This window comes from Rhodococcus sp. 077-4 (genome assembly GCF_047782425.1).
In the GTDB taxonomy this organism is placed as follows: domain Bacteria; phylum Actinomycetota; class Actinomycetes; order Mycobacteriales; family Mycobacteriaceae; genus Rhodococcoides.
Map to the genome: position 1 here is coordinate 1,080,618 of NZ_JAJPWC010000001.1, position 21,963 is coordinate 1,102,580.

Below are 21,963 nucleotides of genomic sequence, written 5' to 3' on the forward strand. Positions count from 1 at the left end.
ACTGGCTGGGCCGCATGCTCGACGTCGCGGGTGGTGCGAGCGGCCTGACCGATACCACCGGGACCAACCCCGTGCTGCAGCGTCATGCGCAACCCGCCGACCGGACCCGTTCGGCGGCGGTACTCGTGCTGTTCGGCGGCTCGGCCGTCGCCGATCCCGCTGCGCGCGGCGGACTGCCTGCCGATGCCGACGTACTGCTGACCCAACGTGCGTCGACGCTGCGCGATCACCGCGGACAGATTGCTTTCCCCGGTGGGGCCACCGACCCGGGCGACGACGGTCCGATCGGTACGGCGCTGCGGGAGGCGCAGGAAGAAACCGGACTCGATCCGACAGGCGTCGTACCACTGGCGACCATGCCGGGCATCTACGTTCCGCCGTCGCGCTTCGACGTGGTTCCGGTGCTCTCGTACTGGGAGCGACCGAGCCCGGTGCGCGTCGTCGATTCCGGTGAGACCGAGCGGGTGGTGCGAGTTCCGTTGCGCGAGTTGCTCGATCCGGACAACCGATTCCAGGTGCGCCACCCTGCCGGCTACCAGGGACCCGCGTTCGCGGTGCAGGGAATGCTGGTGTGGGGATTCACGGGCGGTATTCTGGCGGGCCTGCTGGCTGTATCGGGCTGGGAGCCCGAGTGGGACACGGGGGACATACGCGATCTGGAGGCCAGCTTGACTGCGGTAGGAGCGAGGCTCGATCGGTGACGGGTTCAGGGTGGGTCGATATCGCGGTGGTTGCCATCGCACTGCTGGCGGCGACGTCGGGATGGCGGCAGGGGGCGGTGGCGTCGGCGCTGGCGTTTCTCGGTGTCGTTCTCGGAGCCGTCGCCGGAATTCTGGTGGCACCACACGTGCTCGAGCACGTCGACGGTTCGCGAACGCGGGTATTCGTCGGTATCGCGTTGATCGTGGTGCTGGTGATCGTCGGTGAAGTGGCCGGGATGGTGCTCGGGCGGGCGCTGCGCAGCGGAATCCATTCGCGTGCAGCACGATCGGTGGACAGCACGATCGGTGCCGGGCTGCAGGCGGTGGCGGTGCTCGCCGCCGCGTGGTTGCTCGCCATTCCACTGACGTCGTCCTCGCAGCCCGAGGTGGCCAGCGCGGTCCGCGGATCGACGGTTCTCGGCCAGGTCGACGAGGTGGCACCCGATTGGCTGCGGCAGGTACCCGACGAATTCTCGGCGCTGCTCGACACCTCCGGATTGCCCGACGTCATCGGGCCGTTCGGCCGCACTCCGGTCGCCGACGTCGCGGCACCCGACTCCGGGATCGCAGCGGGCCCGATTCCTGTTCGGCTGCAGTCGAGCATCATCAAGATCAACGGCGTCGCGCCGAGTTGCCAGAAGGCGCTCGAAGGTTCGGGCTTCGTCGTCGGACCGGACCTGGTGATGACCAACGCGCACGTCGTCGCAGGCACGTCCGAGGTCACCGTCGATTCGCCGAACGGACCTCTTGCCGCCGACGTCGTACTGTTCGATCCCGAGGAAGACGTTGCGCTGCTTCGGGTTTCGCAGCTCCAGGCGCCGGTGCTGCCGTTCGCGGCGACGCCCGGCGAATCAGGAGCCGACGCCATCGTGCTCGGTTACCCCGGCGGTGGCCCGTACACGGCGAGCCCGGCGCGCATCCGCGAGATCATCAACCTCAGCGGTCCGGACATCTACCGCACCGGCACCGTCGAACGGCAGGTGTACACCGTGCGTGGATCGGTGCGGCAGGGCAATTCCGGTGGACCATTGGTCAATTCGTCCGGTGAGGTACTCGGCGTCGTGTTCGGTGCCGCTGTCGACGACCCTGACACCGGATTCGTGCTGACCGCGTCGGAGATCGCCGACGAACTCGCGCAGGGCTTCGCTGCGCCGGTACCGGTGGGCACGGGCGACTGCATCGTGTAGTTCCCACGTGCACGGTATGTCGTAGCCCGCTACGAACCGTGCACGACCCGCAGGATCTCCTCGGACACCACGTCGGGGGCCTCCTGGTGCACGTAGTGCCCCACGTCCCGCACCGTTCGACGCGTCAGACCCGGTGCCCAGTGCCGATCCCGATCGAGGGTGGTGGGCAGGACGTACGGGTCGAGGTCGCCGCTGATCTGGGCGACGGGGATCGAGGTGCGTACGTCGACGGCGTCCATGAAGCGGCGGCCGTCGGAACGAAACTGGCTGCGGAATGCCCACCGCTGATATTCGAGCGCGCAATGGGCGGCACCGGGGATGCGGATGGCCGAACGCATCTTGGCGGTGGTGTCGGCGAAGTCCACGGAGCGCTGCCACTGCGAGCCGGCGCGGCTACGCATCAGCTCCTCGACGGCGATGCCGCCTCGGCGCGTCAGCAGTGTCTCGGGGCGCAACGGAACCTGGTAGCGAACGAAGTGCGGTAGTAGCGCTGCCCGCTGAGCGGAATCCTTCAGCACGGCGCGGCGTAGGGAGATGGGGTGCGGTGCGTTGATCAGCACCATCGATCGCACCATGCGTGGGTGCAGTGCCGAACTGGCCCAGCAGACGAGGCCACCGTCGGCGTGGCCGACGAACGCGGCGTGCGGGTAACCCAAGGCCCGAACGAGTCCGACGATGTCGCCGGCCAGGGTCCACCCGTCGTATCCGCGTGGTGGTTTGTCGGAGTCGCCGTAGCCGCGTAGGTCGACGGCGATGGCGCGGACGCCCGACCGAGAGAGCGCCTCGAGTTGGTGCCGCCACGAATACCAGAAGTCGGCGAAGCCGTGCAGCAGAACCACAAGTGGTGCGTCGGGTGCGTGTTCGCCGACTTCCACGACGTGGAACCGGATTCCGTTGGCGTGGATGTCGCGATGGATCCACTGCCCCGGATAGCGGACGGTGGACGGATCGGGCTTGTTCATACTGCTCGGTTCGCCGGGCTACAACTTCTTGTAGCCGGGAACTCCGGGGATGGAATCGTGCTGGTTGGGCAGTACCGACGACGCCTGCTTGAGCGAGTCGATGGTCTTCTCCGGCTTGCGGAGCTTCTTGACTCTGCGATATCCGAGGAATCCGAACAGCGCCGCGGCCAACACCATGAATGCGAACACGATGAGGAATGCAGCCCATCGGTAGAGCCACACGTCGAGCAGCTCGGCGGCGAAGAAGAAGAAGAAGAAGGTGCTGAACAGAAGCACCGTCAGCGCGATGATGAAGAAGACGCTGCCCTGCAGACCCTTCTTGACCTCGCCGGTGACCTCGGCCTTGGCGAGGGCGACTTCTGCGCGCACCAGCGTCGAGACCTGAGTGGTGGCGTCCTTGACGAGATTTCCGATGCTGGCGCTACCAGGGGTGCGAGCATCGACATCGGTCAGAGGTATCGACGAAATCGTGTTCGGGACTCCGTTGCCGTATCCCTTGTCATTGCTGACGCTCAACTCTCGACCCCTTGTAATCGCTCTGCTCGTGTTTTGCGGATCGTATCGACAGTAGTGCCTGGGTAGCAGGTTAACTGTTTCGAGGCAGTCGGGCGACGCCCGGCCCTGTAGGGACGTACCTCGCCGTCGGGTGGGGCAAACCAGGCGATCTTGCAGAAACGGCCGACGCACGCGACGTGGTCGTGAAATTCTCAGGTATTCATCAGGTAATTTGCAGGGAACTTCCCCCTTCAGGAGCATTCGTGAGTTCAACACACGCCGTCACCGATGACGGCGCAATTCCCGCACCTCAGGTGCCGCGGTCGCGCATCGTGATCGCCTCGATGGTCGGTACGTCCATCGAATTCTTCGACTTCTACATCTATGCGACGGCGGCAGTGCTCGTCTTCCCCCGCCTGTTCTTCCCGGCGGGCAACGACACCACAGCACTGCTGGCGTCGTTCGCGACGTTCGGCTTGGCGTTCGTCGCGCGACCCATCGGTTCGATTCTGTTCGGCCACTTCGGCGATCGCATCGGCCGCAAGGCGACCCTCGTCGGGTCCCTGCTGACCATGGGCGTCGCGACCTTCGCAATCGGGCTCCTGCCGACCTACGCCGCGGCGGGTCTGTGGGCACCGGCTCTGCTGGCGCTGATGCGCTTCACGCAGGGCGTCGGCCTCGGCGGCGAATGGAGCGGTGCTGCGCTACTGGCCACCGAAACTGCGAAGCCGGGCAAGCGAGCATGGGCGGCGATGTACCCGCAGCTGGGCGCGCCCATCGGCTTCTTCTTCGCCAACGGCATCTTCCTGCTCATCGTCATCGCCACGGGTTACGACTCCGCGAACTCCGGTACCGACCACGCATTCCTCACGTGGGGTTGGCGGATCCCGTTCTTGCTCAGCGCGATCATGGTCATCATCGGCCTGTACGTGCGGCTCAAGCTCGAGGAGACTCCGGTGTTCAAGCTGGCCGTCGAGCGCGGCCAGAAGGTCAAGACTCCGCTGGCTCAGGTGTTCAAGACCAGTTGGCGTCAGCTCATCATCGGCACGTTCGTCATGCTTGCCACCTACACGCTGTTCTACATCATGACCACGTGGGTGGTCAGTTACGGAACGGGCAAGGTCTCCGACGTCAACGGTCCCAAGTTGGCCATCCCGTACACGGACTTCCTGGAGCTGCAGCTGATCGCGGTGCTGTTCTTCGCAGCCCTGATTCCGGTGGCCGGACTGCTCGCCGACAAGTACGGCCGGCGTCCCACGCTCATCGTGATCACTGCGGCGATCATCGTGTTCGGGCTCTCGTTCCACTGGTTCGCCGATCCGTCGTCCGCGTCGGCAGGCAAGATGCTGGTGTTCATGTGCGTCGGGCTGGGATTGATGGGCCTGACGTTCGGACCCATGAGTGCTGTTCTGCCCGAGCTCTTCCCGACCAACGTGCGTTACACCGGCTCGGGAATTTCGTACAACACCGCGTCGATCCTCGGTGCCGCAGTGGCTCCCTTCATCGCAACGTGGTTGGTGAGCAGCTACGGCGTCGGCTGGGTGGGCGTGTACCTCGCCATCGCTGCGGCGTTGACGTTGATCGCCTTGCTGATCATGAAAGAAACTCGGGATCAGTCCCTCGACAGCGTGTAGGGCGGCTGCGCCGCAGGTGAGCGGAAATTCGACCTCTGCTACGAATTTCCGCTCACCTGTAGTTGCTGTCCGTCGTCGATATTGACGGTCGATTGCCAGGAAGTAGGCAGCGGACCTTCAGGATCGGGGGCAACAGTGATCGTTCGTGACCACTTCTCCTGCGACCATCCCCGCCCGGCTCGATGTGAGCCGGCCGCGATGGGCGATGCCTACTCTCGCCGCCCTTCTCGTCGCAACGGCAGCGGCCTATTCCCTGGATCTGAACCGCGAGCACTGGGGTAACTCCTTCTACGCGGCGGCCGTCCAGGCAGGCTCGGTGAGTTGGAAGGCCTTCCTGTTCGGTTCCTCCGACGCCGCGAACTCGATCACCGTCGACAAACCGCCGGCCTCGCTGTGGGTCATGGAGCTCTCGGTACGCATCTTCGGGCTCAACTCGTGGTCGTTGCTGCTGCCGCAGGTTCTTCTGGCGGTGCTCAGCGTGGGAATCATGTACGCGATCGTTGCCCGCCGGTTCGGCCACGGGGCAGCGCTGATTGCGGGGGCGATACTGGCCACGACGCCGACCTTCGCGCTGATGTTCCGCTACGACAATCCCGATGCCCTACTCACCCTGACGCTGCTGGGCGCAGCCTGGGCGATGCTTCGGGCACTCGAAGACGGTCGGACGCGTTGGCTGGTCCTCGCCGGAGCTGTTGTGGGACTGGGCTTTCTGACGAAGCAATTGCAGGCGTTCCTCGTCGTTCCGGCTCTGGCCGTCGCCTACACAGCGTTCGGGCCGTCGAAGCTCGGAACCCGAATCCTGCAGTTGCTGGCCGCCGGTGCCGCCGTCCTCGTGACGGCGGGATGGTGGGTGGCGATCGTGCAGTTCGTACCGGCATCGGACCGGCCGTGGGTCGGCGGATCGAAAACCGACAGCATTCTGGACCTGACCTTCGGCTACAACGGCCTGGGCCGGTTGACGGGCAACGAACACGGGAGCAGTGCGGGGTCGTTTTCAGCTGGAGTAGACCCGGGTGGGCACGGTACGCAGACGGGCATCACCCGCTTGTTCGCGGCTGCGCAGGGTGGTCAGATCTCGTGGCTGATTCCGGGAGCGCTCGTGCTCGTGGTGGCGGGAATCGTGATGCGCGGCAAAGCTTTTCGGCAGGACTTTCAGCGGGCCTGGTACGTGATGTGGGGGTTGTGGCTCGTCGGGTGCGCGCTGGTGTTCAGCTTCATGTCGGGCACCTTCCACTCCTACTACACGATCGTGATCGCCCCGGCGATAGCCGCCATCGTCGGTGCGGCACTTCGCGAACTGTGGGTACGACGCCAAAATGTTTGGTGGCGTGCGGTTCTCGTCCTGGCCTCGACCGTCACGACTGCAACATCGTTCGTCTTCCTTGCCCGCACTCCGGATTTCGTTCCGTGGTTGCGCTGGGTTGTCCTGGCATCGGGGGCAGTCGTTGCTCTCGCCCTCGTGGTCCGAGGATCGGGAAAACTATCGATCGCAGTCGGGGCGATCGCGCTGGCAGTCGCTCTGGCCGGGCCGGTGGCGTACGTCGCCGACACCGTGGTCACCCCGCACAGTGGGGGAGGCCCTTCGGCAGGTCCCTCGATTCCATCCGAGGCAGCAAAATTCAGAAGCGATGCGCAAGAGGAAAGTGCAGGCCGCTCGGCGCAATTCACTGCCCAGGCTCCGGACGCCGAACTGACGGGTTTGCTCGAATCCGACGCACAGAATTACACCTGGGTGGCGGCGACGATCGGTTCCAACGCCGCCGCGGGCATACAACTGGCGACGGGAGATCCAGTGATGCCGGTGGGCGGATTCTCCGGAACCGATCCGTCGCCGACGCTCGAACAATTCCAGGCCGACGTCGCTGCCGGCAAGATCCACTACTTCCTCGCGGGCACCGACAAGAACAGGCCGTCGGCGATCGGCGATTGGGTGGCCGCGACGTTCACTCCGCAGACCGTGGACGATCGCACGGTGTTCGACCTGAGTGCGCTGCGCGCAGTGGTGTGATTAAGCGCCGCAGAGGGCACTTGATCACACCACTGCCGTAGGCACTCAGCGACCCTTCTTGATCGCCTCGAATACCTTCGGGTCGACGAGGGTGGAGACGTCTCCGAGTTCGCGGCCCTCGGCCACATCGCGGAGCAGGCGGCGCATGATCTTGCCGGACCTGGTCTTCGGCAGCTCGGGGACGATGGAAATCTCACGCGGCTTGGCGATAGGCGAAATCTCCTTGGAGACCTGCGCTTTGAGCTCCGCGATCAAGGCATCGCCGGTGTTCTCCTCACCGCCGCGCAGGATGACGAACGCGACGATGCCCTGACCGGTGGTCTCGTCGGCAGCGCCGACGACGGCGGCCTCGGCGACACTGTGGTGACTGACCAGTGCCGACTCCACCTCGGACGTCGAGATGCGGTGACCGGAGACGTTCATGACGTCGTCGACGCGTCCGAGGACCCACAGGGCACCGTCTTCGTCGTACTTGGCACCGTCACCGGCGAAGTACCAGCCCTCCTCGGCGTACCGCGACCAGTACGTTTCCTTGTACCGGTCCATGTCGCCCCAGATGCCGCGCAGCATGGCGGGCCACGGCTCGTCGAGGACGAGATAGCCGTTGCCGCCGTTGCCCAGTGGCTTGGCGTCGTCGTCGACGATCTTGGCGGAGATGCCGGGTAGCGGGGTCATCGCGGAGCCGGGCTTGGTGGAGGTGACGCCGGGCAGCGGGGAGATCATGATCGCACCGGTCTCGGTCTGCCACCAGGTGTCGACGATCGGCGCACTGCCGCCGCCGACGACGTCGCGGAACCAGCGCCACGCCTCGGGGTTGATCGGCTCGCCGACGCTGCCGAGCAGACGAATCGAGCTCAGATCGTGCGCATCGGGAATCTCCTTGCCCCACTTCATGAAAGTACGAACGAGGGTCGGCGAGGTGTAGTAGATCGAAACCTTGTACTTCTCGATGACGTTCCAATGACGGTGCTCGTCGGGCGAATTGGGAGTTCCCTCGTACACGACCTGGGTCGCGCGATTCGAGAGCGGCCCGTAGACGATGTAGGAGTGCCCGGTGACCCAACCGATGTCGGCGGTGCACCAGTACACGTCGGTTCCGGCCTTGTGGTCGAAGACGTTGTGGTGCGTGTACGAGGTCTGCGTCAGGTAGCCGCCGGAGGTGTGGATGATGCCCTTGGGCTTACCCGTCGTACCGGAGGTGTACAGGATGAAGAGGGGGTGCTCGGCCGGGAACGGCTGCGCCTCATGCTCTTTCGACGCATTCGCGACGGTCTCGTGCCACCACAGGTCGCGGCCTTCGGTCCAGGCAACCTCGGAGTCGGTGCGCTTGACGACGAGCACATGTTCGATCGACGCGGCGCCGTCCACCGCTTCGTCGACGGTGTCCTTGATGGGCGCGGGCTTGCCGCGTCGCCACTGGCCGTCGGTGGTGATGACGAGCTTGGCTTGGGCGTCGTCGATGCGTGAGCGCAGTGCGGTGGCGGAGAAGCCGGCGAAGACGACCGAGTGGGTCAGGCCGAGGCGTGCGCAGGCGAGGATGGAGACGATGGCCTCGGGGATCATCGGCATGTAGATCGCGACGCGGTCACCGGAGACGAGACCGAGGTCGGTCAGGGTGTTGGCGGCCTGGCTGACGTCGGCGAGCAGATCGGAGTAGGTGACGTCGCGGCTGTCTCCGGGTTCGCCTTCCCAGTGGATCGCCACCTGGTCGCCATGGCCGTCGATGACGTGTCGGTCGACGCAGTTGTAGGCGACGTTGAGCTCGCCGTCGGCGAACCACTTGGCGACGGGGGCATCGGACCAGTCGAGTACCTCGGTGAACGGGGTGTGCCAGTGGAGCCGGCGGGCCTGTTCTGCCCAGAAGCCGAGTCGATCCTCCTCCGCGGCGGCGTAGAGCTCGGCTCCGGCGTTGGCCGCAGCGGAGAACTCGGCCGAGGGTGCGTAGGAAGCAACCGCGGTCTCGTCGGTCCCGGAGGTACTGGTCGTCATCTCGAATAGCTCTCTTTCGTCCGATGCTTTTGGCCCATGAAACGGCACTCGCAGGCCCGTCTCGAGCTATTGGTGAGGGTAGTCACATGTGATGGCGATCGCACCGTTGCAATCGGCTGCAACCCTTTGATCTGCGGTGATCGGTTGTTTTGGCACGGTGGGCGGTAAATGGGCTCATCGGTGAGCCGGCTCGACGACGGCTGTGCCCGAACTGTGAGAAATCGACTTGCTCAAACGTTTCGATCATGTTTCCGGCCTACTCACCGGTCAACAAAATCCGGGGGACTGCACATGTTCGTTTCAGGATGTGTCTAAAGTCCATCCCATCAGATCGTTGATACGGCTTACATGCCGTGTCTTGCGGTTGCCCACGAATCCCCGGGCGTCGCGCCCGAGGAACTGAGCATGGATGACCCCGTGCTCACATCTGGATGGAGGATTTCTTTGCGTAAAACACGCATCGCGTCAGCTGCAATTGCAGTTGTCGTCGGAGCGGCGCTGGTGACGGCGTGCTCTTCGAGCGATTCGACTGGCGGCGGAGGGGCCGGAGACGGCTCCGCCATCATCAACGCGTGGAGCGGCGAGCCGCAGAACCCGTTGGTCCCCACCAATACGAGCGAGAACACCGGCGGCCGCGTCGTCGACTCGATCTTCGCAGGCCTGGTTTCCTACACGCCCGAGGGCGGTGTCGAGAACGAGGTCGCAGACTCGATCGATACCACCGACGGTCAGAACTACACCGTTACGTTGAAGGACGGCTGGCAGTTCACCGACGGCACGCCGGTCACGGCCAAGTCGTTCGTCGATGCCTGGAACTACGGCGCGCTGTCGACCAACGCGCAGCTGCAGGGCTCGTTCTTCGATCCGATCCAGGGTTACGACGAGGTCGCCGCCGAGAACCCGACTGTGCAGACCATGTCCGGTCTGAAGGTCGTCGACGACAAGACCTTCACCATCGAGCTCAAGCAGCCCGAGGCGGCGTTCCCCGATCGTCTCGGCTTCGCCGCGTACTACCCGCTACCCGAGGTGGCCTACAAGGACATCGCCGCTTTCGGCGAGAACCCGATCGGTAACGGCCCGTACAAGTTCGCCCAGGAAGGCGCATGGCAGCACAACGTGCGGATCGACCTGGTCACCAACCCCGACTACGCCGGTAACCGCAAGCCCGCCAACGGCGGAGTGAGCTTCATTCTTTACAGCAACCTCGACACTGCGTACACCGATCTGCTCTCGAACAACGTCGATGTTCTCGACAACGTTCCGGCCTCGGCCGTCACCACGTTCGAGTCGGACCTGCCCGGCCGCACGGTGAATCAGCCGTCCGCGTCGATCGAGACGTTCACCATCCCGGGTCGCCTCGCGCACTTCGGTGGCGAGGAAGGCGCTCTGCGTCGTCAGGCGATCTCCAAGGCGATCAACCGCGACCAGATCACCGAGCAGATCTTCAACAAGACACGAACTCCCGCAAAGGATTTCACCAGCCCCGCCATCGATGGCTGGACCGGCGATCTCTCCGACGTCGCCAATGTCGAGTACGACCCCGAGGGCGCCAAGGCTCTGTGGGCACAGGCCGACGCCATCGCGCCGTGGTCCGGAACGTTCTCCATCGCCTACAACTCCGACGGCGGACACCAGGAATGGGTGGATGCGGTCAGCAACAGCATCCGCAACACGCTCGGTATCGAAGCGCAGGGCGCCCCGTACCCGACGTTCGCTCAGCTGCGTACCGAAGCAACGAACCGCACCATCGCGACCGCATTCCGCTCGGGCTGGCAGGGTGACTACCCGCAGCAGTACGGCTTCCTCGCGCAGAACTACCAGACCGGTGGCAGCTCCAACGACGGTGAGTACTCCAACCCGGAGTTCGACCGTCTGCTCCGTGAGTCCGCTGGTGAGACCGACAAGACGAAGGCGCAGGAGCTGACCAACCAGGCTCAGGAAATCCTGCTCAACGATCTGCCTGCCGTGCCGACCTGGTACCGCAACGCGGCCAGCGGTTGGTCGGAGAACGTCACCAACGTCAAGATCGGTTGGGACGGAATTCCGATCTACAACGAGATCGAGAAGAACTGATCACGTTCGCTCCACTGCTCTAGAGACCGAGAAGGGCGGTAGGTCTTCCACCTACCGCCCTTCTCGTGTGCTCGTTCCCCCACATCTACGTTCGACGCCCCGCTGCAGCTGATCCTTGCGCCTCTGCGGTGACGTCCACCTTCCTCCAAAGGAGGTGATCCGATGCTCTGGTACATCGGACGCCGATTACTTCAGATGATCCCCGTGTTCATCGGGGCGACATTCTTGATCTATGCCATGGTCTTCCTACTGCCGGGAGACCCCATCGCGGCACTGGCAGGTGACAAGGCGATCAGCCCAGCCGTCGCCGACCAACTGCGCGCCCGCTATCACCTCGACCAGCCCTTCATCGTGCAGTACTTGCTGTACCTGAAGGGCATCTTCACCTTCGACTTCGGCATGTCCTTCTCCGGCCGCCCGGTCAGTGAAGTTCTCGTGCAAGCGTTTCCGATCACCGCCAAGCTTGCCTCCATGGCCCTCGTCATCGAGGCCGTCTTCGGCATCGGCTTCGGTCTGATCGCAGGGCTGCGCAAGGGCAAGCTGTTCGACTCGACGGTCCTCGTCGTCAGCCTCGTGATCATCGCCGTACCGATCTTCGTCATCGGTTTCCTTGCGCAGTTCTTCATCGGTATCAAGTGGGGTTGGGTGCCGCCGACCGTAGGCGGTAATACCAGCTTCGCGAACCTGTTGTTGCCGGCATTCGTGCTCGGAGCCGTCTCGTTCGCCTACGTGGTGCGACTGACGCGCACATCGGTGGCCGAGAACCTCAGTGCGGACTTCGTGCGGACGGCGACGGCCAAGGGCCTCTCGCGTAGCCGCGTCGTCAACGTGCACGTGTTGCGCAACTCGCTGATCCCCGTCGTGACGTTCCTCGGAGCAGATCTCGCCAGCCTCATGGGCGGCGCGATCATCACCGAGGGAATCTTCAACATCAACGGAGTCGGTGGCACCATCTACCAAGCCGTCATCCGCGGCGAAGCGCCGACCGTCGTGTCTTTCGTGACCGTGCTGATCGTCGTCTACCTGGTCGCCAATCTCATCGTCGACCTTCTCTATGCCGCGCTCGACCCGAGGATTCGCTATGTCTGATCCCATCACACCGAAGAGCGTCGACGCCGATCGCGCTACTCGCCAAGCACGTTTCGTCGAGGCCGACGAGGTCATCGATGTGTCGCAGACCGACGCGGTCGTCATCGACGACGCCCCCGCCAGCATCTGGTCCGACGCGTGGAGGAACCTTCGGACTCGGCCGATGTTCATCGTTTCGGCGATCATCATCCTGGCCGTCATCGTGGTCGCAGCGGTGCCGGGACTGTTCACCAGTACCGATCCGCGATTCTGCGATCTGCAGTTCAGCATGCAGGGTCCGGGATCGGGGCACTGGTTCGGTTACGACCGTCAGGGCTGCGACATCTACTCCCGTGTCCTGTTCGGTGCCCGTGCTTCCGTGTTGACCGGTGTCGGAGTGACCTTCCTGGTGCTGGTCATCGGAGTCGTGTTCGGTGCCCTCGCCGGCTTCTACGGCGGAATTGCGGATTCGTTGCTCTCACGAGTCACCGACATCTTCTTCGGCGTCCCGCTGATCCTGGCCGCCATCGTGCTGATGCAGCTGTTCACCGATCGCACGATCTTCACCGTCATTCTGGTGTTGGCGTTGTTCGGCTGGCCGCAGATGGCTCGCATCACCCGCGGTGCAGTGCTGTCGGCAAAGGGCAACGACTATGTAATGGCTTCGCAGGCATTGGGTTTGACGCGCCTGCGGACCCTGATTCGGCACGTACTGCCCAACGCGATGGCGCCGATCATCGTCATCACGACGATTTCTCTCGGTACGTTCATCGTGGCCGAGGCGACGCTGTCGTTCCTCGGTATCGGCCTGCCTCCCACCGAGGTCTCCTGGGGCGGCGATATCAGTGCCGCTCAGGTCACCCTGCGCCAGGGATCGACCATTCTCTTCTATCCTGCTGCAGCGCTGGCAATTACGGTGCTCGGCTTCATCATGATGGGTGACGCCCTGCGCGACGCCCTCGATCCGAAGGCGAGGAAGCGATGACGGATCCAACACGCATCGCGGTGGAGCAGCCTCTGCTCGACATCCAAGATCTCGAGGTCTCGTTCCGGTCCAATTCCGGTGCGGTACCCGCCGTTCGCGGGGTCTCGTTGACGGTCTACCCGGGGCAGACCGTCGCGATCGTGGGTGAGTCGGGCTCGGGTAAGTCGACGACTGCGCACTCGATCATCAACCTGCTTCCCGGCACCGGCACCGTGACTGCCGGTCGCATCCTGTTCGAGGGTCGCGATCTTGCGCAGGCCAAGGAGAAGGACTTCGTCGATATTCGCGGTAGCCAGATCGGTTTGGTTCCCCAGGATCCGATGTCGAACCTGAACCCGGTGTGGAAGATCGGATTTCAGATCGAAGAGGCGCTCGCTGCCAATGGGATCGCCAAGGGCAAGGCGGCACGGGTTCGCGCAGCCGAACTTCTCGAGGAGGCCGGCCTCAGCGATTCCGAGAAGAGGGTCAATCAGTACCCGCACGAGTTCTCCGGCGGTATGCGTCAGCGGGCCCTCATCGCCATCGGACTCTCGGCGCGTCCGAAGTTGCTGATCGCCGACGAGCCGACCTCCGCACTCGACGTCACCGTGCAGCGTCAGATCCTCGACCATCTCGAGGGCTTGACCAAGGAACTCGGGACCGCGGTTCTGCTGATCACCCACGATCTCGGTCTGGCCGCCGAGCGAGCCGAACACCTTGTGGTGATGAGCAAGGGGCGGATCGTGGAATCCGGTCCGGCACTGGAGATCCTGCAGGACCCCCAGCATCCGTATACGCGCAAGCTCGTCTCCGCCGCGCCGTCTCTCGCGTCGCAGCGGTTGAAGTCGTCCGTGGTCCGCAAGGAAATCGTCAAGCAGGCCAAGGAAGTCGCTGTCGAGGTTGTGGCGGAAGAATCGAACCAGTCTGCCTTTGCGCCCGCCGAAGACACAGTGTTGGTCGTCGAGGGCTTGACCAAGGAGTTCAAGCTCCGCGGCGGCAACCCGTTCAAGTCGTCCGTGTTCACTGCCGTCAAGGACGTGTCGTTCGGGGTCGCACGCGGAACCACGACGGCCATCGTCGGCGAGTCGGGATCCGGCAAGTCGACCGTGGCACAGATGGTTCTGGGACTTCTCGAGCCCACAGCCGGTTCGGTCAAATTCGACGGTCGTGACGTCGCCGGGTTGAACAACAAGGACGCATTCGCGTTCCGTCGTCGCGTACAGCCGATCTTCCAGAATCCCTACGGCACCCTGGATCCGATGTACTCGATCTTCAGCACCATCGAGGAGCCGCTGCGCACCCACAAGGTGGGATCGAAGTCCCAACGCGAGGCCAGGGTCCGAGATCTGCTGGACAAGGTCGCTCTGCCGTCCTCGGTGATGCGTAGGTTCCCCAACGAGCTGTCCGGTGGCCAACGGCAACGTGTCGCCATCGCACGTGCATTGGCCCTCGAACCCGAGATGGTCATCTGCGACGAGGCAGTCTCGGCTCTGGACGTGTTGGTGCAGGCGCAGATCTTGTCCCTGCTCAACGACTTGCAAGCCGAGCTCGGACTGACGTATCTGTTCATCACGCACGACCTCGCGGTGGTTCGTCAGATCGCTGACGACGTGCTGGTGATGCGCAGTGGTGAGATCGTGGAGGCGGCGTCGACCGATGCGGTCTTCGACAACCCACAGCAGGAATACACCCAGAAACTGCTTGCAGCCATTCCGGGTGGCTCGGTACAGCTGGGCGCGTAGCCGCACGGTGGGAGGGGGTACCGTCGTCTGTCGTGACGGACCCCCTCGCCCCGCTGCTGGAACTGCCTGGAGTTCTCGACTCCGCCGAACGTGCGCGCGACGCCCTGGGTGCCGTGCATCGGCACAAGGCAAATCGTCGTGGATGGCCCGCGACCGCCGCCGAGGCTGCGGTGCGTGCGGCTCGGTCGTCCTCGACACTCGAGGGCGGTTCGATGGATTTCCCCCGCGACGGCGAAGAAGGCGACCCCATTCTGGCGGGTGCGCTACGAGTAGCTGCCGCCCTCGACGGTGACGCGCTGCCGAACACGATCTCGACGTGGAAGCGTGCACCACTGCAAACCCTTGCTCGACTCCACCTGCTGGCCGCCGCCGATCTCGTCGACGATGCCTCCGATCTGGGTCGCCCCCGCAGCGATGCTGGTGTCGGCGATCGACTCGACCTACTCGCTCAGTTGGTGACCGGTGGAACCTCTGCGCCTGCGCCGGTGATCGCGGCCGTCGTGCACGGTGAATTGTTGACGCTCAAAGCTTTCGGATCGGCCGACGGCATCGTTGCGCGGGCTGCATCGCGACTGGTGGCAGCGTCTTCGGGATTCGACCCCCACAACCTCGGGGTGCCGGAAGTGAGCTGGATGCGTCGGGCGAACGCGTACCGAGACGGTGCGTCGGGATTCGCCGAGGGCACCGCAACGGGCGTGGGGAGCTGGGTGATCCTGTGCTGCGGTGCCTTCGAAGCGGGTGCGGCAGAGGCGACTTCGATTGCCGAGGCTGCGCAGTAGACATACGCACGTAAAAGGGCGGCGATGCCGACTTGCGTCGACGTCGCCGCCCGTTAGCACGGAGCGCCTGGTTACCAAGCGTGCACAGGTGGGCTGTGATGGACTACCACGTGGCCTCGGCGAGAGTTCGACAGTGATGAGGTCATCCCTGCAACCGGTGCAGGGTTCTTGCTGATCGCTGGCGAATGTCGCAGGCCCACAGCGCTTCTGCCATTAGGTGGCAAGCTCCGCGTGGGTGCCGGTGTCCGTGCTGGGAATTCCGGTCGGGAGAGCGAATCTTCTCTTCCGATTCGTTCTTGGCCTTCCGTTCTTCCGTAAGACATTTGTACCCCGTGACGCGCCTCACATCAAGGGGTTCGGGCCTATCGTTTTCTGCGAAGCAGTCCGTAGGTGATCGCTCCGGCGGCCAGTGCGCTGAAACCTGCTGCGGCACTTGCCGCTACGGTCCTGCCGGACGGGGTCTGGATCCGCGATCGCAGCGAGACGGGGTTGGAGAATGTCAGAATCGGCCATCCACGTGACGCGGCCTCCTTGCGCAGTGCGCGATCGGGGTTGACGGCGGTGGGATGCCCGACGGCACGCAGCATCGGTACGTCGGTGATCGAATCCGAGTATGCGTAGCTCGAGGTCAGGTCGTAATCGTGTTGTGCTGCCAGGGAGTTCATGGCGTCGACCTTGCCTTCGCCGTAGCAGTAGAAATCGACCTCGCCGATGTACTTGCCGTCCACGGTCACCATCGTCGTGGCCATGCTGTGATCGGCTCCCAGCATTTCTGCGATGGGGTGCACGATTTCGTCGCCGGATGCCGAGACGACCACGACGTCGTGTCCGCGGAGCTTGTGGTCGGCTATTAGGTCGGCGGCCTCGGCGAACACGAGGGGGTCGACGATGTTGTGCAGGGTTTCGGCGACGACGGCCCGTACCTGTTCGACGTCCCAACCCGCGGTCATGCTGGCAATGTGCGCGCGCATGCGCTCCATCTGGTCGTGATCGGCTCCCGAGAGCAGGAACAGGAACTGCGCATAGCTGCTCTTGAGGACTGCGCGCCGATTGATGAGGCCTTGGTCGAAGAACGGCTTGCTGAAGGCCAGTGTGCTGGACTTGGCGATGATCGTCTTGTCGAGGTCGAAGAATGCCGCGACGCGCGTTCCGCGTCGGCCGGCCGGGGCGTCGTCGTTGCTCGCGCTCTGGGTCACGTTTGTCACCATAGTGGCCGGTGGTGACCGGTGAATGTTGTGCGGTGCCATCGGTCGACTCGGCGCGAATCGGTCGAGAAAAACCGACGGTTGAACTTGCAAACAAGGACGTCCACGGGTGTAGTATTTATTACGAGCCCGGTTCATTCCGGGCGGTGTTCAGCCCGACCCCCCGGGGCTGAACCAGACGACCCTCGCCTCCTCCCCCCCCTGGCGAGGGTCGTCCCATTTCTCGGGGTAGGCCCAAAACTGGTACAGATGTACCGGAATTCATCCACAGGGCCGAATCTATCCACATTTCCCCAAGTCGCGCGCACCTCGAGCAAATTCTCACGCAGGCTTGGCTCATGGAATCGCACTCTCTACCACGAAGCGCGCACCCGACCGTGGCGATGTCGATCGAGCTTCGTGGTCTTCGCGAGGACGTGTATCGCATCGCTGCAGCCGCGGATTGTGTTGTGGAAGAACAGAACTTACTGGTCGGTACCGGCTCGCCGCGATCGATCTGGGACCGCGCCGGGAATATTCTGATCGATTTCGCGTCTGCGGAGACCGCATTGTCGACGGGATTTTCACGACGCTCGGGCGTCATCATCGTTACGGATGAGCCGCCGACTCTCGACGTCTGGCGAACTGCGACATCGCTCGGTGCCGAACATGTGATCTCCCTGCCGTGGGACGAGGACACCCTCGTGCGCTTACTCGGCGAACCAGCATCGGTGCCGACGGGAGACGGTGGAGTGATCGCCGTCGTCGGCGCTCGCGGTGGTGCCGGCGCATCCACCTTCGCAGCCGCACTCGGACTCTGCGGTAGCCGCACGGGCCGGCGCTCCCTCCTCGTCGAGGGTGACCGGTACGGCAGCGGCCTCGATCTGCTCCTCGGCTGGGAGAACGCCCCCGGTCTGCGGTGGTCCGGATTGATCGTCGAGGGTGGACGAGTCTCCGGCGACGCCCTGCACGGTGCGTTGCCCTCTCGGGACGGGTTGTCGGTGCTGGCGCTCGGCCGATCCGACGACCGCAGTGCCGGGCTCTCGGCCGTCGCGGTGACGGCTGTGCTCGACGCAGGACGCGCAGCGGGGAATCTGGTGGTGTGCGACGCCCCGCGCCATCCCAGCGACGTCTCCGACGCTGTGTATGCCGCGGCAGACCTCGTCGTGCTGGTCCTTCCGGCGGAACTGCGAGCCGTGACGTCTGCGGAGGCGGTCGCCGCACACGTGGCGGATCGAAATGCGAACGTCGGCGTCGTCGTTCGGGGGCCTGCACCGGGAGGGCTACGTGCTGACGACATCGCAGTCGCCCTCGATCTGCCGCTGTTGACGTCGATGCGCGCCGAGCCCGGGTTGGCCGAGCGTCTCGAACGGGCAGGTCTGGTTCTCGGCCGGCGTTCGCCGCTGGCTGCAGCGGCGAACGCTGTGCTTGATACGTTCGCGCACAAGCCCGGCGGTCAACGGTGGGCGGCATGAGCGCCGTGGTCACCGCGGATTTGCTGGACCGCGTCCGAGATCGCCTGGCCGCATCGGCCGAGACTCCGGTCCCCGCCACTGTGGCCGCGGCCATCCGTGCCGAAGCAGGCGGAGTCATCGGTGACACCGATATGCTTGCGGCCCTTCGTGTTCTGCAGACCGAGCTGACCGGAGCTGGGCCGTTGGAGCCGCTGCTGTCCGAGCCAGGGGTGACCGATGTACTGGTCACCGCTCCCGATCAGGTGTGGATCGACCGTGGTCGCGGACTCGAACGCACCGGAGTTCGTTTCCTCGACGAGGCTGCGGTGCGCCGCCTGGCACAACGACTCGCCCTCTCGGCCGGACGTCGATTGGACGACGCGCAGCCCTGGGTCGACGGTCGACTACCGGGCGTCGGGCAGGGGGCATTCGGTGTCCGCCTGCACGCTGTGCTGGCACCCGTCGCGAGCGGCGGAACGTGCGTCTCGCTCCGCGTGCTGCGACCCGCGACGCAAGGACTCGGCGCACTTCGTGCGTCGGGAGCCGTGACCCCCGAAGGGTACGAGTTGCTGCGTCGAATCGTGTTAGGCCGCTTGGCGTTTCTTGTCGTCGGCGGAACGGGGGCGGGAAAGACGACGCTCCTGGCTGCCCTGTTGGGCGAGGTGGACCCGGCCGAACGGATCGTCTGCGTCGAGGATGCGGCGGAGTTGGCGCCGGCGCATCCACACGTCGTTCGTCTGGTGGCCCGCGCGCCCAATGTCGAAGGCGTCGGCGAGGTATCGGTGCGGCAACTGGTGCGTCAGGCATTGCGAATGCGACCCGATCGCCTGGTCGTCGGTGAGGTTCGCGGGGCCGAGGTGATCGACCTGATGATCGCTCTCAACACCGGCCACGACGGCGGAGCCGGCACCATTCACGCGAACTCGCCGGCCGAGGTGCCTGCTCGTCTCGAAGCCCTTGCTGCACTGGGAGGAATGGGCCGAGACGCACTGCACAGCCAACTTGCCGCAGCAGTTCAGGTGGTGCTGCACGTTCATCGCAGCGCCGATGGAACCCGACGACTGCGGGAGATCGGAGTGGTCGACGTCGATCCGACCGGTCGAGTACACATCGTGCCGGCCTGGTCTGCCGATGCCGACGCCACGCCGGGTGAAGGTCGGCTCCTGGAACTACTCGACCGCCGATGCGGTGACGCCCGATGACGGCGGCACTGTTGGTACTCGCAATGGCAGTCACCCTGTGGCCGAGTGGATTCCGTCGACTACCCCGCGAAGGGCGACGGGTGTCGACCGCGCCGTCGTGGTTGGTCACGGCCTGCTGCGCCCTTGCTGCGGCTGGGTCGGTCTGGTGGTTCGGCGGAATCTGGGCCGTGTGCGCAGCAGCCGTGGCCGGTGGCACCGGCTGGCGTCGCTCTCGTCGTCGGCTCGAACGCAACCGACGCGCAACCGAATTGAACTGGTTGGCAACCGGAGTCGAGGTGGTGATCGGCGAACTGCGGGTCGGATCTCATCCGGCCACGGCCAGTGCGGTTGCGGCGGACGAGTGCGGCGGCATCGCGTCGGCGGCATTGCGCGGTGCAGCGTCGCGATCTCGACTGGGCGGCAGGGCTGCGGACGGTATTGCTGCAACCGATTCGCTCTTGGACGCCGAGCTCGGCCGGCTGGCCGCCGCGTGGCGAGTGGCCGACGACCATGGACTCGCACTCGCCGAGCTGCTGGACGCTGTTCGCGACGACATGCTGGGGCGCAGGAGGTTTCGCGAACGAACCGACGCATCGCTCGCCGGTGCCCGCGCCACGGCTCTGGTGCTGGCCGGTCTGCCCATACTCGGCGTGGCACTGGGCCAGCTGATGGGTGCCGATCCGCTGAAGATTCTGCTCGGCGGTGGGCTCGGTGGAATGCTGCTGCTCATCGGTACGGCGCTCGGCTGCGCCGGATTGCTGTGGACCGACGCGATCACCGGCAAGGTGACGACGTGATGTGGTCGACGGTGCTCTGCCTGGCAGCAGCATTGGTCATCGTGCCCTCGGTCGGTGGCGGGCTGCGCAGGCTGGCACCCGACGACCGAGTGGATGCCCAGGCCGTTCATGCACCGAAGCCCGACCCGCTCGCGGTGGCCACCACCTTCGACCTGCTGGCCGCATGCTTGCGATCGGGGTTGCCTATATCGACTGCCGCTGCGGCAGCGGCTCATTCCGCTCCGGCCTCGTTCGGTGTCGCGCTCCGCAAGGCCGCCGATCTACTCGAGCTCGGTGCCGATGCCGAGACCGCGTGGGACAGTGTCGCGCAGGATCCCGAGACCGAGGCCCTGGCGCGAATGGCACGGCGATCTGCCCGAGCCGGGTCGTCCATGGCGTCGGCGATGGCGGAACTTGCTGCTACGCAACGTACCCGGGCCGAGGATGCGTCTGCTGCTGCGGCCGAGCGCGCCGGGGTACTGATCAGTGGGCCGTTGGGTCTGTGCTTTCTGCCTGCCTTCATCTGCCTCGGCATCATTCCCGTGGTGATCGGACTGGCGGGCAACGTACTGGGCGGCGGTCCGCTGTGATCGCCGCGCACACAATCTTCCGTTGCGGAACTGCCGCTTCGGAGAACAGGGAGGGGAATCGAGATGATCGAGAACGCACTGCAGGAGTTGAAGACACGAATCATGTTGTTCGGGGTGGAGGACGATGGCATGTCGACTGCGGAGTACGCGATCGGCACCATCGCGGCCGCGGCATTCGGGGCGGTGCTGTACACCGTGGTGACGGGCGACAGCATCGTGTCGGCGTTGACCGGGATCATCGACAAGGCGCTCAACACCACCGTCTGACCGCAGGTAATGACGGACTCTCGCTCGCTTGCGGACGAGGATCGGACGACGGTGCCGTGACGGTGGAGGCGGCGTTCGCGATTGCTTCCATCGTCGCGGTGATCGTGGTGTGTATCGGGGCGATCGTGTCGGTGACGATGCATATCGGGTGCGTCGACGCGGCCAGGGAGGTGGCTCGTTTGGCGGCGAGAGGAGATGCGACGCAGGCTGTTTCGGTGGGGGAACGGGTTGCTCCGGACGGCGCTCGGGTCGCAGTGTCCGAGGACGGTGAGTTCTTCGTCGCACGGGTCGAGGTGGCGAGTCCGCTGCCGGGATTGACACTGTCGGCCGAGGCGGTTGCTGCGGCGGAACCGGTTGCAGCGGAATGAGAACGGGCCTGCGTGATGACGAGGGTGGGGCTACGGTGTTGGCGGCGCTGGCGATGTCGGCGTTGATCGTCGTGGTGGTGATGGTGATCCACGTCGGTTCTGCGGTGGGCGCTCGTCATCAGGCGCAGTCGGCGGCCGATCTCGCGGCGTTGGCCGGTGCGGGTGCTCTCGATCGTGGAGTGGCGGATGCGTGCGAGACGGCGCGGGTGTTGGCGGGACGAATGGAGACTCGGTTGCGGGAGTGCACTGTCGACGACTGGGATGTGATCGTCACGGTGGGTCAGCCGGTGTTTCTCGGGCGCTTCGGCATGTCCGACGCCATCGCCTCGGCGCGGGCGGGGCCGGGGTGAGTGTTCGGCCCGCCCGCCCGAATCCGCAAACGCGCGCGCGTTTGTCAGGTGCGCGGGGAATCGCCCCGTCTGGCCGGGCGATTTCGCGAGCGTTCCGCGAATGCGCGCGCGTTTGCCTCTGAACCTGGGCTGCTGAACTCGGCCCTTTGAACCGGGGCGGCTCAACTCGGGAGGGGTGAGCCGAGTGCCTC

At 64.9% G+C, this 21,963-nt stretch carries 20 protein-coding genes; 16 read left to right on the forward strand and 4 right to left on the reverse strand.

Going from position 1 to position 21,963, the window contains the following annotated elements:
* Positions 1 to 14: 14 nt before the first annotated feature.
* Together ACNEOT_RS05235 and marP are read left to right on the forward strand one after the other, a co-directional pair.
* Positions 15 to 701 (forward strand): NUDIX hydrolase, encoded by a 687-nt coding sequence (locus ACNEOT_RS05235; RefSeq protein ID WP_415973661.1) that lies wholly within the window; start codon positions 15 to 17, stop codon positions 699 to 701.
* Positions 698 to 1,888 carry an acid resistance serine protease MarP gene (gene marP / locus ACNEOT_RS05240; RefSeq protein ID WP_415972694.1) on the forward strand — a complete coding sequence of 397 codons (1,191 nt, stop codon included), beginning with the start codon at positions 698 to 700 and terminating at the stop codon, positions 1,886 to 1,888. Before ACNEOT_RS05235 ends, marP begins: the two co-directional genes overlap by 4 nt.
* Before the next feature lie 29 nt (positions 1,889 to 1,917).
* On the opposite strand, the gene ACNEOT_RS05245 is transcribed toward marP, so the two are convergent.
* Positions 1,918 to 2,850 carry an alpha/beta fold hydrolase gene (locus tag ACNEOT_RS05245; protein ID WP_415972696.1) on the reverse strand — a complete coding sequence of 311 codons (933 nt, stop codon included), beginning with the start codon at positions 2,848 to 2,850 and terminating at the stop codon, positions 1,918 to 1,920.
* Positions 2,851 to 2,868: 18 nt separating this feature from the next.
* Positions 2,869 to 3,366, reverse strand: a complete 498-nt coding sequence (locus tag ACNEOT_RS05250; protein WP_415972698.1) for a phage holin family protein — start codon at positions 3,364 to 3,366, stop codon at positions 2,869 to 2,871.
* 242 nt (positions 3,367 to 3,608) lie between these two features.
* Between ACNEOT_RS05250 and ACNEOT_RS05255 the strand changes: the two genes are divergently transcribed.
* Together ACNEOT_RS05255 and ACNEOT_RS05260 are read left to right on the forward strand one after the other, a co-directional pair.
* Complete coding sequence (locus ACNEOT_RS05255) at positions 3,609 to 4,979, forward strand: MFS transporter (protein ID WP_415972699.1); 1,371 nt, start codon at positions 3,609 to 3,611, stop codon at positions 4,977 to 4,979.
* Between the two features lie 145 nt (positions 4,980 to 5,124).
* On the forward strand, positions 5,125 to 6,987 hold the full coding sequence (locus ACNEOT_RS05260; protein ID WP_415972701.1) for a glycosyltransferase family 39 protein: 1,863 nt from the start codon (positions 5,125 to 5,127) through the stop codon (positions 6,985 to 6,987).
* A 45-nt stretch (positions 6,988 to 7,032) separates the two neighbouring features.
* Here the strand turns inward: ACNEOT_RS05260 and acs are convergent, their stop codons facing one another.
* Positions 7,033 to 8,976 (reverse strand): acetate--CoA ligase, encoded by a 1,944-nt coding sequence (gene acs / locus ACNEOT_RS05265; protein ID WP_415972702.1) that lies wholly within the window; start codon positions 8,974 to 8,976, stop codon positions 7,033 to 7,035.
* 444 nt (positions 8,977 to 9,420) lie between these two features.
* Here acs and ACNEOT_RS05270 point away from each other — a divergent pair, with 444 nt between their 5' ends.
* The 5 genes from ACNEOT_RS05270 to ACNEOT_RS05290 all read left to right on the forward strand — a co-directional run bounded on the left by ACNEOT_RS05270 (position 9,421) and on the right by ACNEOT_RS05290 (position 15,602).
* On the forward strand, positions 9,421 to 11,049 hold the full coding sequence (locus tag ACNEOT_RS05270) for a peptide ABC transporter substrate-binding protein (RefSeq protein WP_415972704.1): 1,629 nt from the start codon (positions 9,421 to 9,423) through the stop codon (positions 11,047 to 11,049).
* Positions 11,050 to 11,211: 162 nt separating this feature from the next.
* Complete coding sequence (locus tag ACNEOT_RS05275; protein ID WP_415972706.1) at positions 11,212 to 12,138, forward strand: ABC transporter permease; 927 nt, start codon at positions 11,212 to 11,214, stop codon at positions 12,136 to 12,138.
* On the forward strand, positions 12,131 to 13,102 hold the full coding sequence (locus ACNEOT_RS05280) for an ABC transporter permease (RefSeq protein ID WP_415972708.1): 972 nt from the start codon (positions 12,131 to 12,133) through the stop codon (positions 13,100 to 13,102). Before ACNEOT_RS05275 ends, ACNEOT_RS05280 begins: the two co-directional genes overlap by 8 nt.
* A complete protein-coding gene (locus ACNEOT_RS05285) occupies positions 13,099 to 14,823 on the forward strand; it encodes a dipeptide ABC transporter ATP-binding protein (protein ID WP_415972710.1) in 1,725 nt (574 codons plus the stop codon). The genes ACNEOT_RS05280 and ACNEOT_RS05285 overlap by 4 nt, the downstream gene beginning before the upstream one ends.
* A gap of 32 nt (positions 14,824 to 14,855) precedes the next feature.
* Positions 14,856 to 15,602, forward strand: a complete 747-nt coding sequence (locus ACNEOT_RS05290) for an oxidoreductase (RefSeq protein ID WP_415972712.1) — start codon at positions 14,856 to 14,858, stop codon at positions 15,600 to 15,602.
* Positions 15,603 to 15,964: 362 nt separating this feature from the next.
* Here the strand turns inward: ACNEOT_RS05290 and ACNEOT_RS05295 are convergent, their stop codons facing one another.
* Complete coding sequence (locus tag ACNEOT_RS05295; RefSeq protein WP_415972714.1) at positions 15,965 to 16,810, reverse strand: HAD family hydrolase; 846 nt, start codon at positions 16,808 to 16,810, stop codon at positions 15,965 to 15,967.
* A gap of 335 nt (positions 16,811 to 17,145) precedes the next feature.
* Between ACNEOT_RS05295 and ssd the strand changes: the two genes are divergently transcribed.
* The 7 genes from ssd (at position 17,146) to ACNEOT_RS05330 (ending at position 21,772) form a co-directional block, all read left to right on the forward strand.
* Positions 17,146 to 18,261 carry a septum site-determining protein Ssd gene (gene ssd, locus ACNEOT_RS05300; protein WP_415972716.1) on the forward strand — a complete coding sequence of 372 codons (1,116 nt, stop codon included), beginning with the start codon at positions 17,146 to 17,148 and terminating at the stop codon, positions 18,259 to 18,261.
* On the forward strand, positions 18,258 to 19,442 hold the full coding sequence (locus tag ACNEOT_RS05305; RefSeq protein WP_415972717.1) for a TadA family conjugal transfer-associated ATPase: 1,185 nt from the start codon (positions 18,258 to 18,260) through the stop codon (positions 19,440 to 19,442). Before ssd ends, ACNEOT_RS05305 begins: the two co-directional genes overlap by 4 nt.
* Positions 19,439 to 20,218: a type II secretion system F family protein gene (locus ACNEOT_RS05310; protein ID WP_415972719.1), complete on the forward strand. Its 780-nt coding sequence runs from the start codon at positions 19,439 to 19,441 to the stop codon at positions 20,216 to 20,218. The genes ACNEOT_RS05305 and ACNEOT_RS05310 overlap by 4 nt, the downstream gene beginning before the upstream one ends.
* Positions 20,215 to 20,787, forward strand: coding sequence for a type II secretion system F family protein (locus tag ACNEOT_RS05315; RefSeq protein WP_415972721.1), 573 nt, complete (start codon positions 20,215 to 20,217; stop codon positions 20,785 to 20,787). The genes ACNEOT_RS05310 and ACNEOT_RS05315 overlap by 4 nt, the downstream gene beginning before the upstream one ends.
* A gap of 63 nt (positions 20,788 to 20,850) precedes the next feature.
* The gene (locus ACNEOT_RS05320; protein WP_415972723.1) at positions 20,851 to 21,054 is read left to right on the forward strand and encodes a DUF4244 domain-containing protein; all 204 of its coding nucleotides are present in this window, start codon (positions 20,851 to 20,853) and stop codon (positions 21,052 to 21,054) included.
* A gap of 56 nt (positions 21,055 to 21,110) precedes the next feature.
* Complete coding sequence (locus tag ACNEOT_RS05325; RefSeq protein WP_415972725.1) at positions 21,111 to 21,422, forward strand: TadE family type IV pilus minor pilin; 312 nt, start codon at positions 21,111 to 21,113, stop codon at positions 21,420 to 21,422.
* Positions 21,419 to 21,772, forward strand: coding sequence for an Rv3654c family TadE-like protein (locus ACNEOT_RS05330; protein ID WP_415972726.1), 354 nt, complete (start codon positions 21,419 to 21,421; stop codon positions 21,770 to 21,772). The genes ACNEOT_RS05325 and ACNEOT_RS05330 overlap by 4 nt, the downstream gene beginning before the upstream one ends.
* Positions 21,773 to 21,963: the final 191 nt, after the last annotated feature.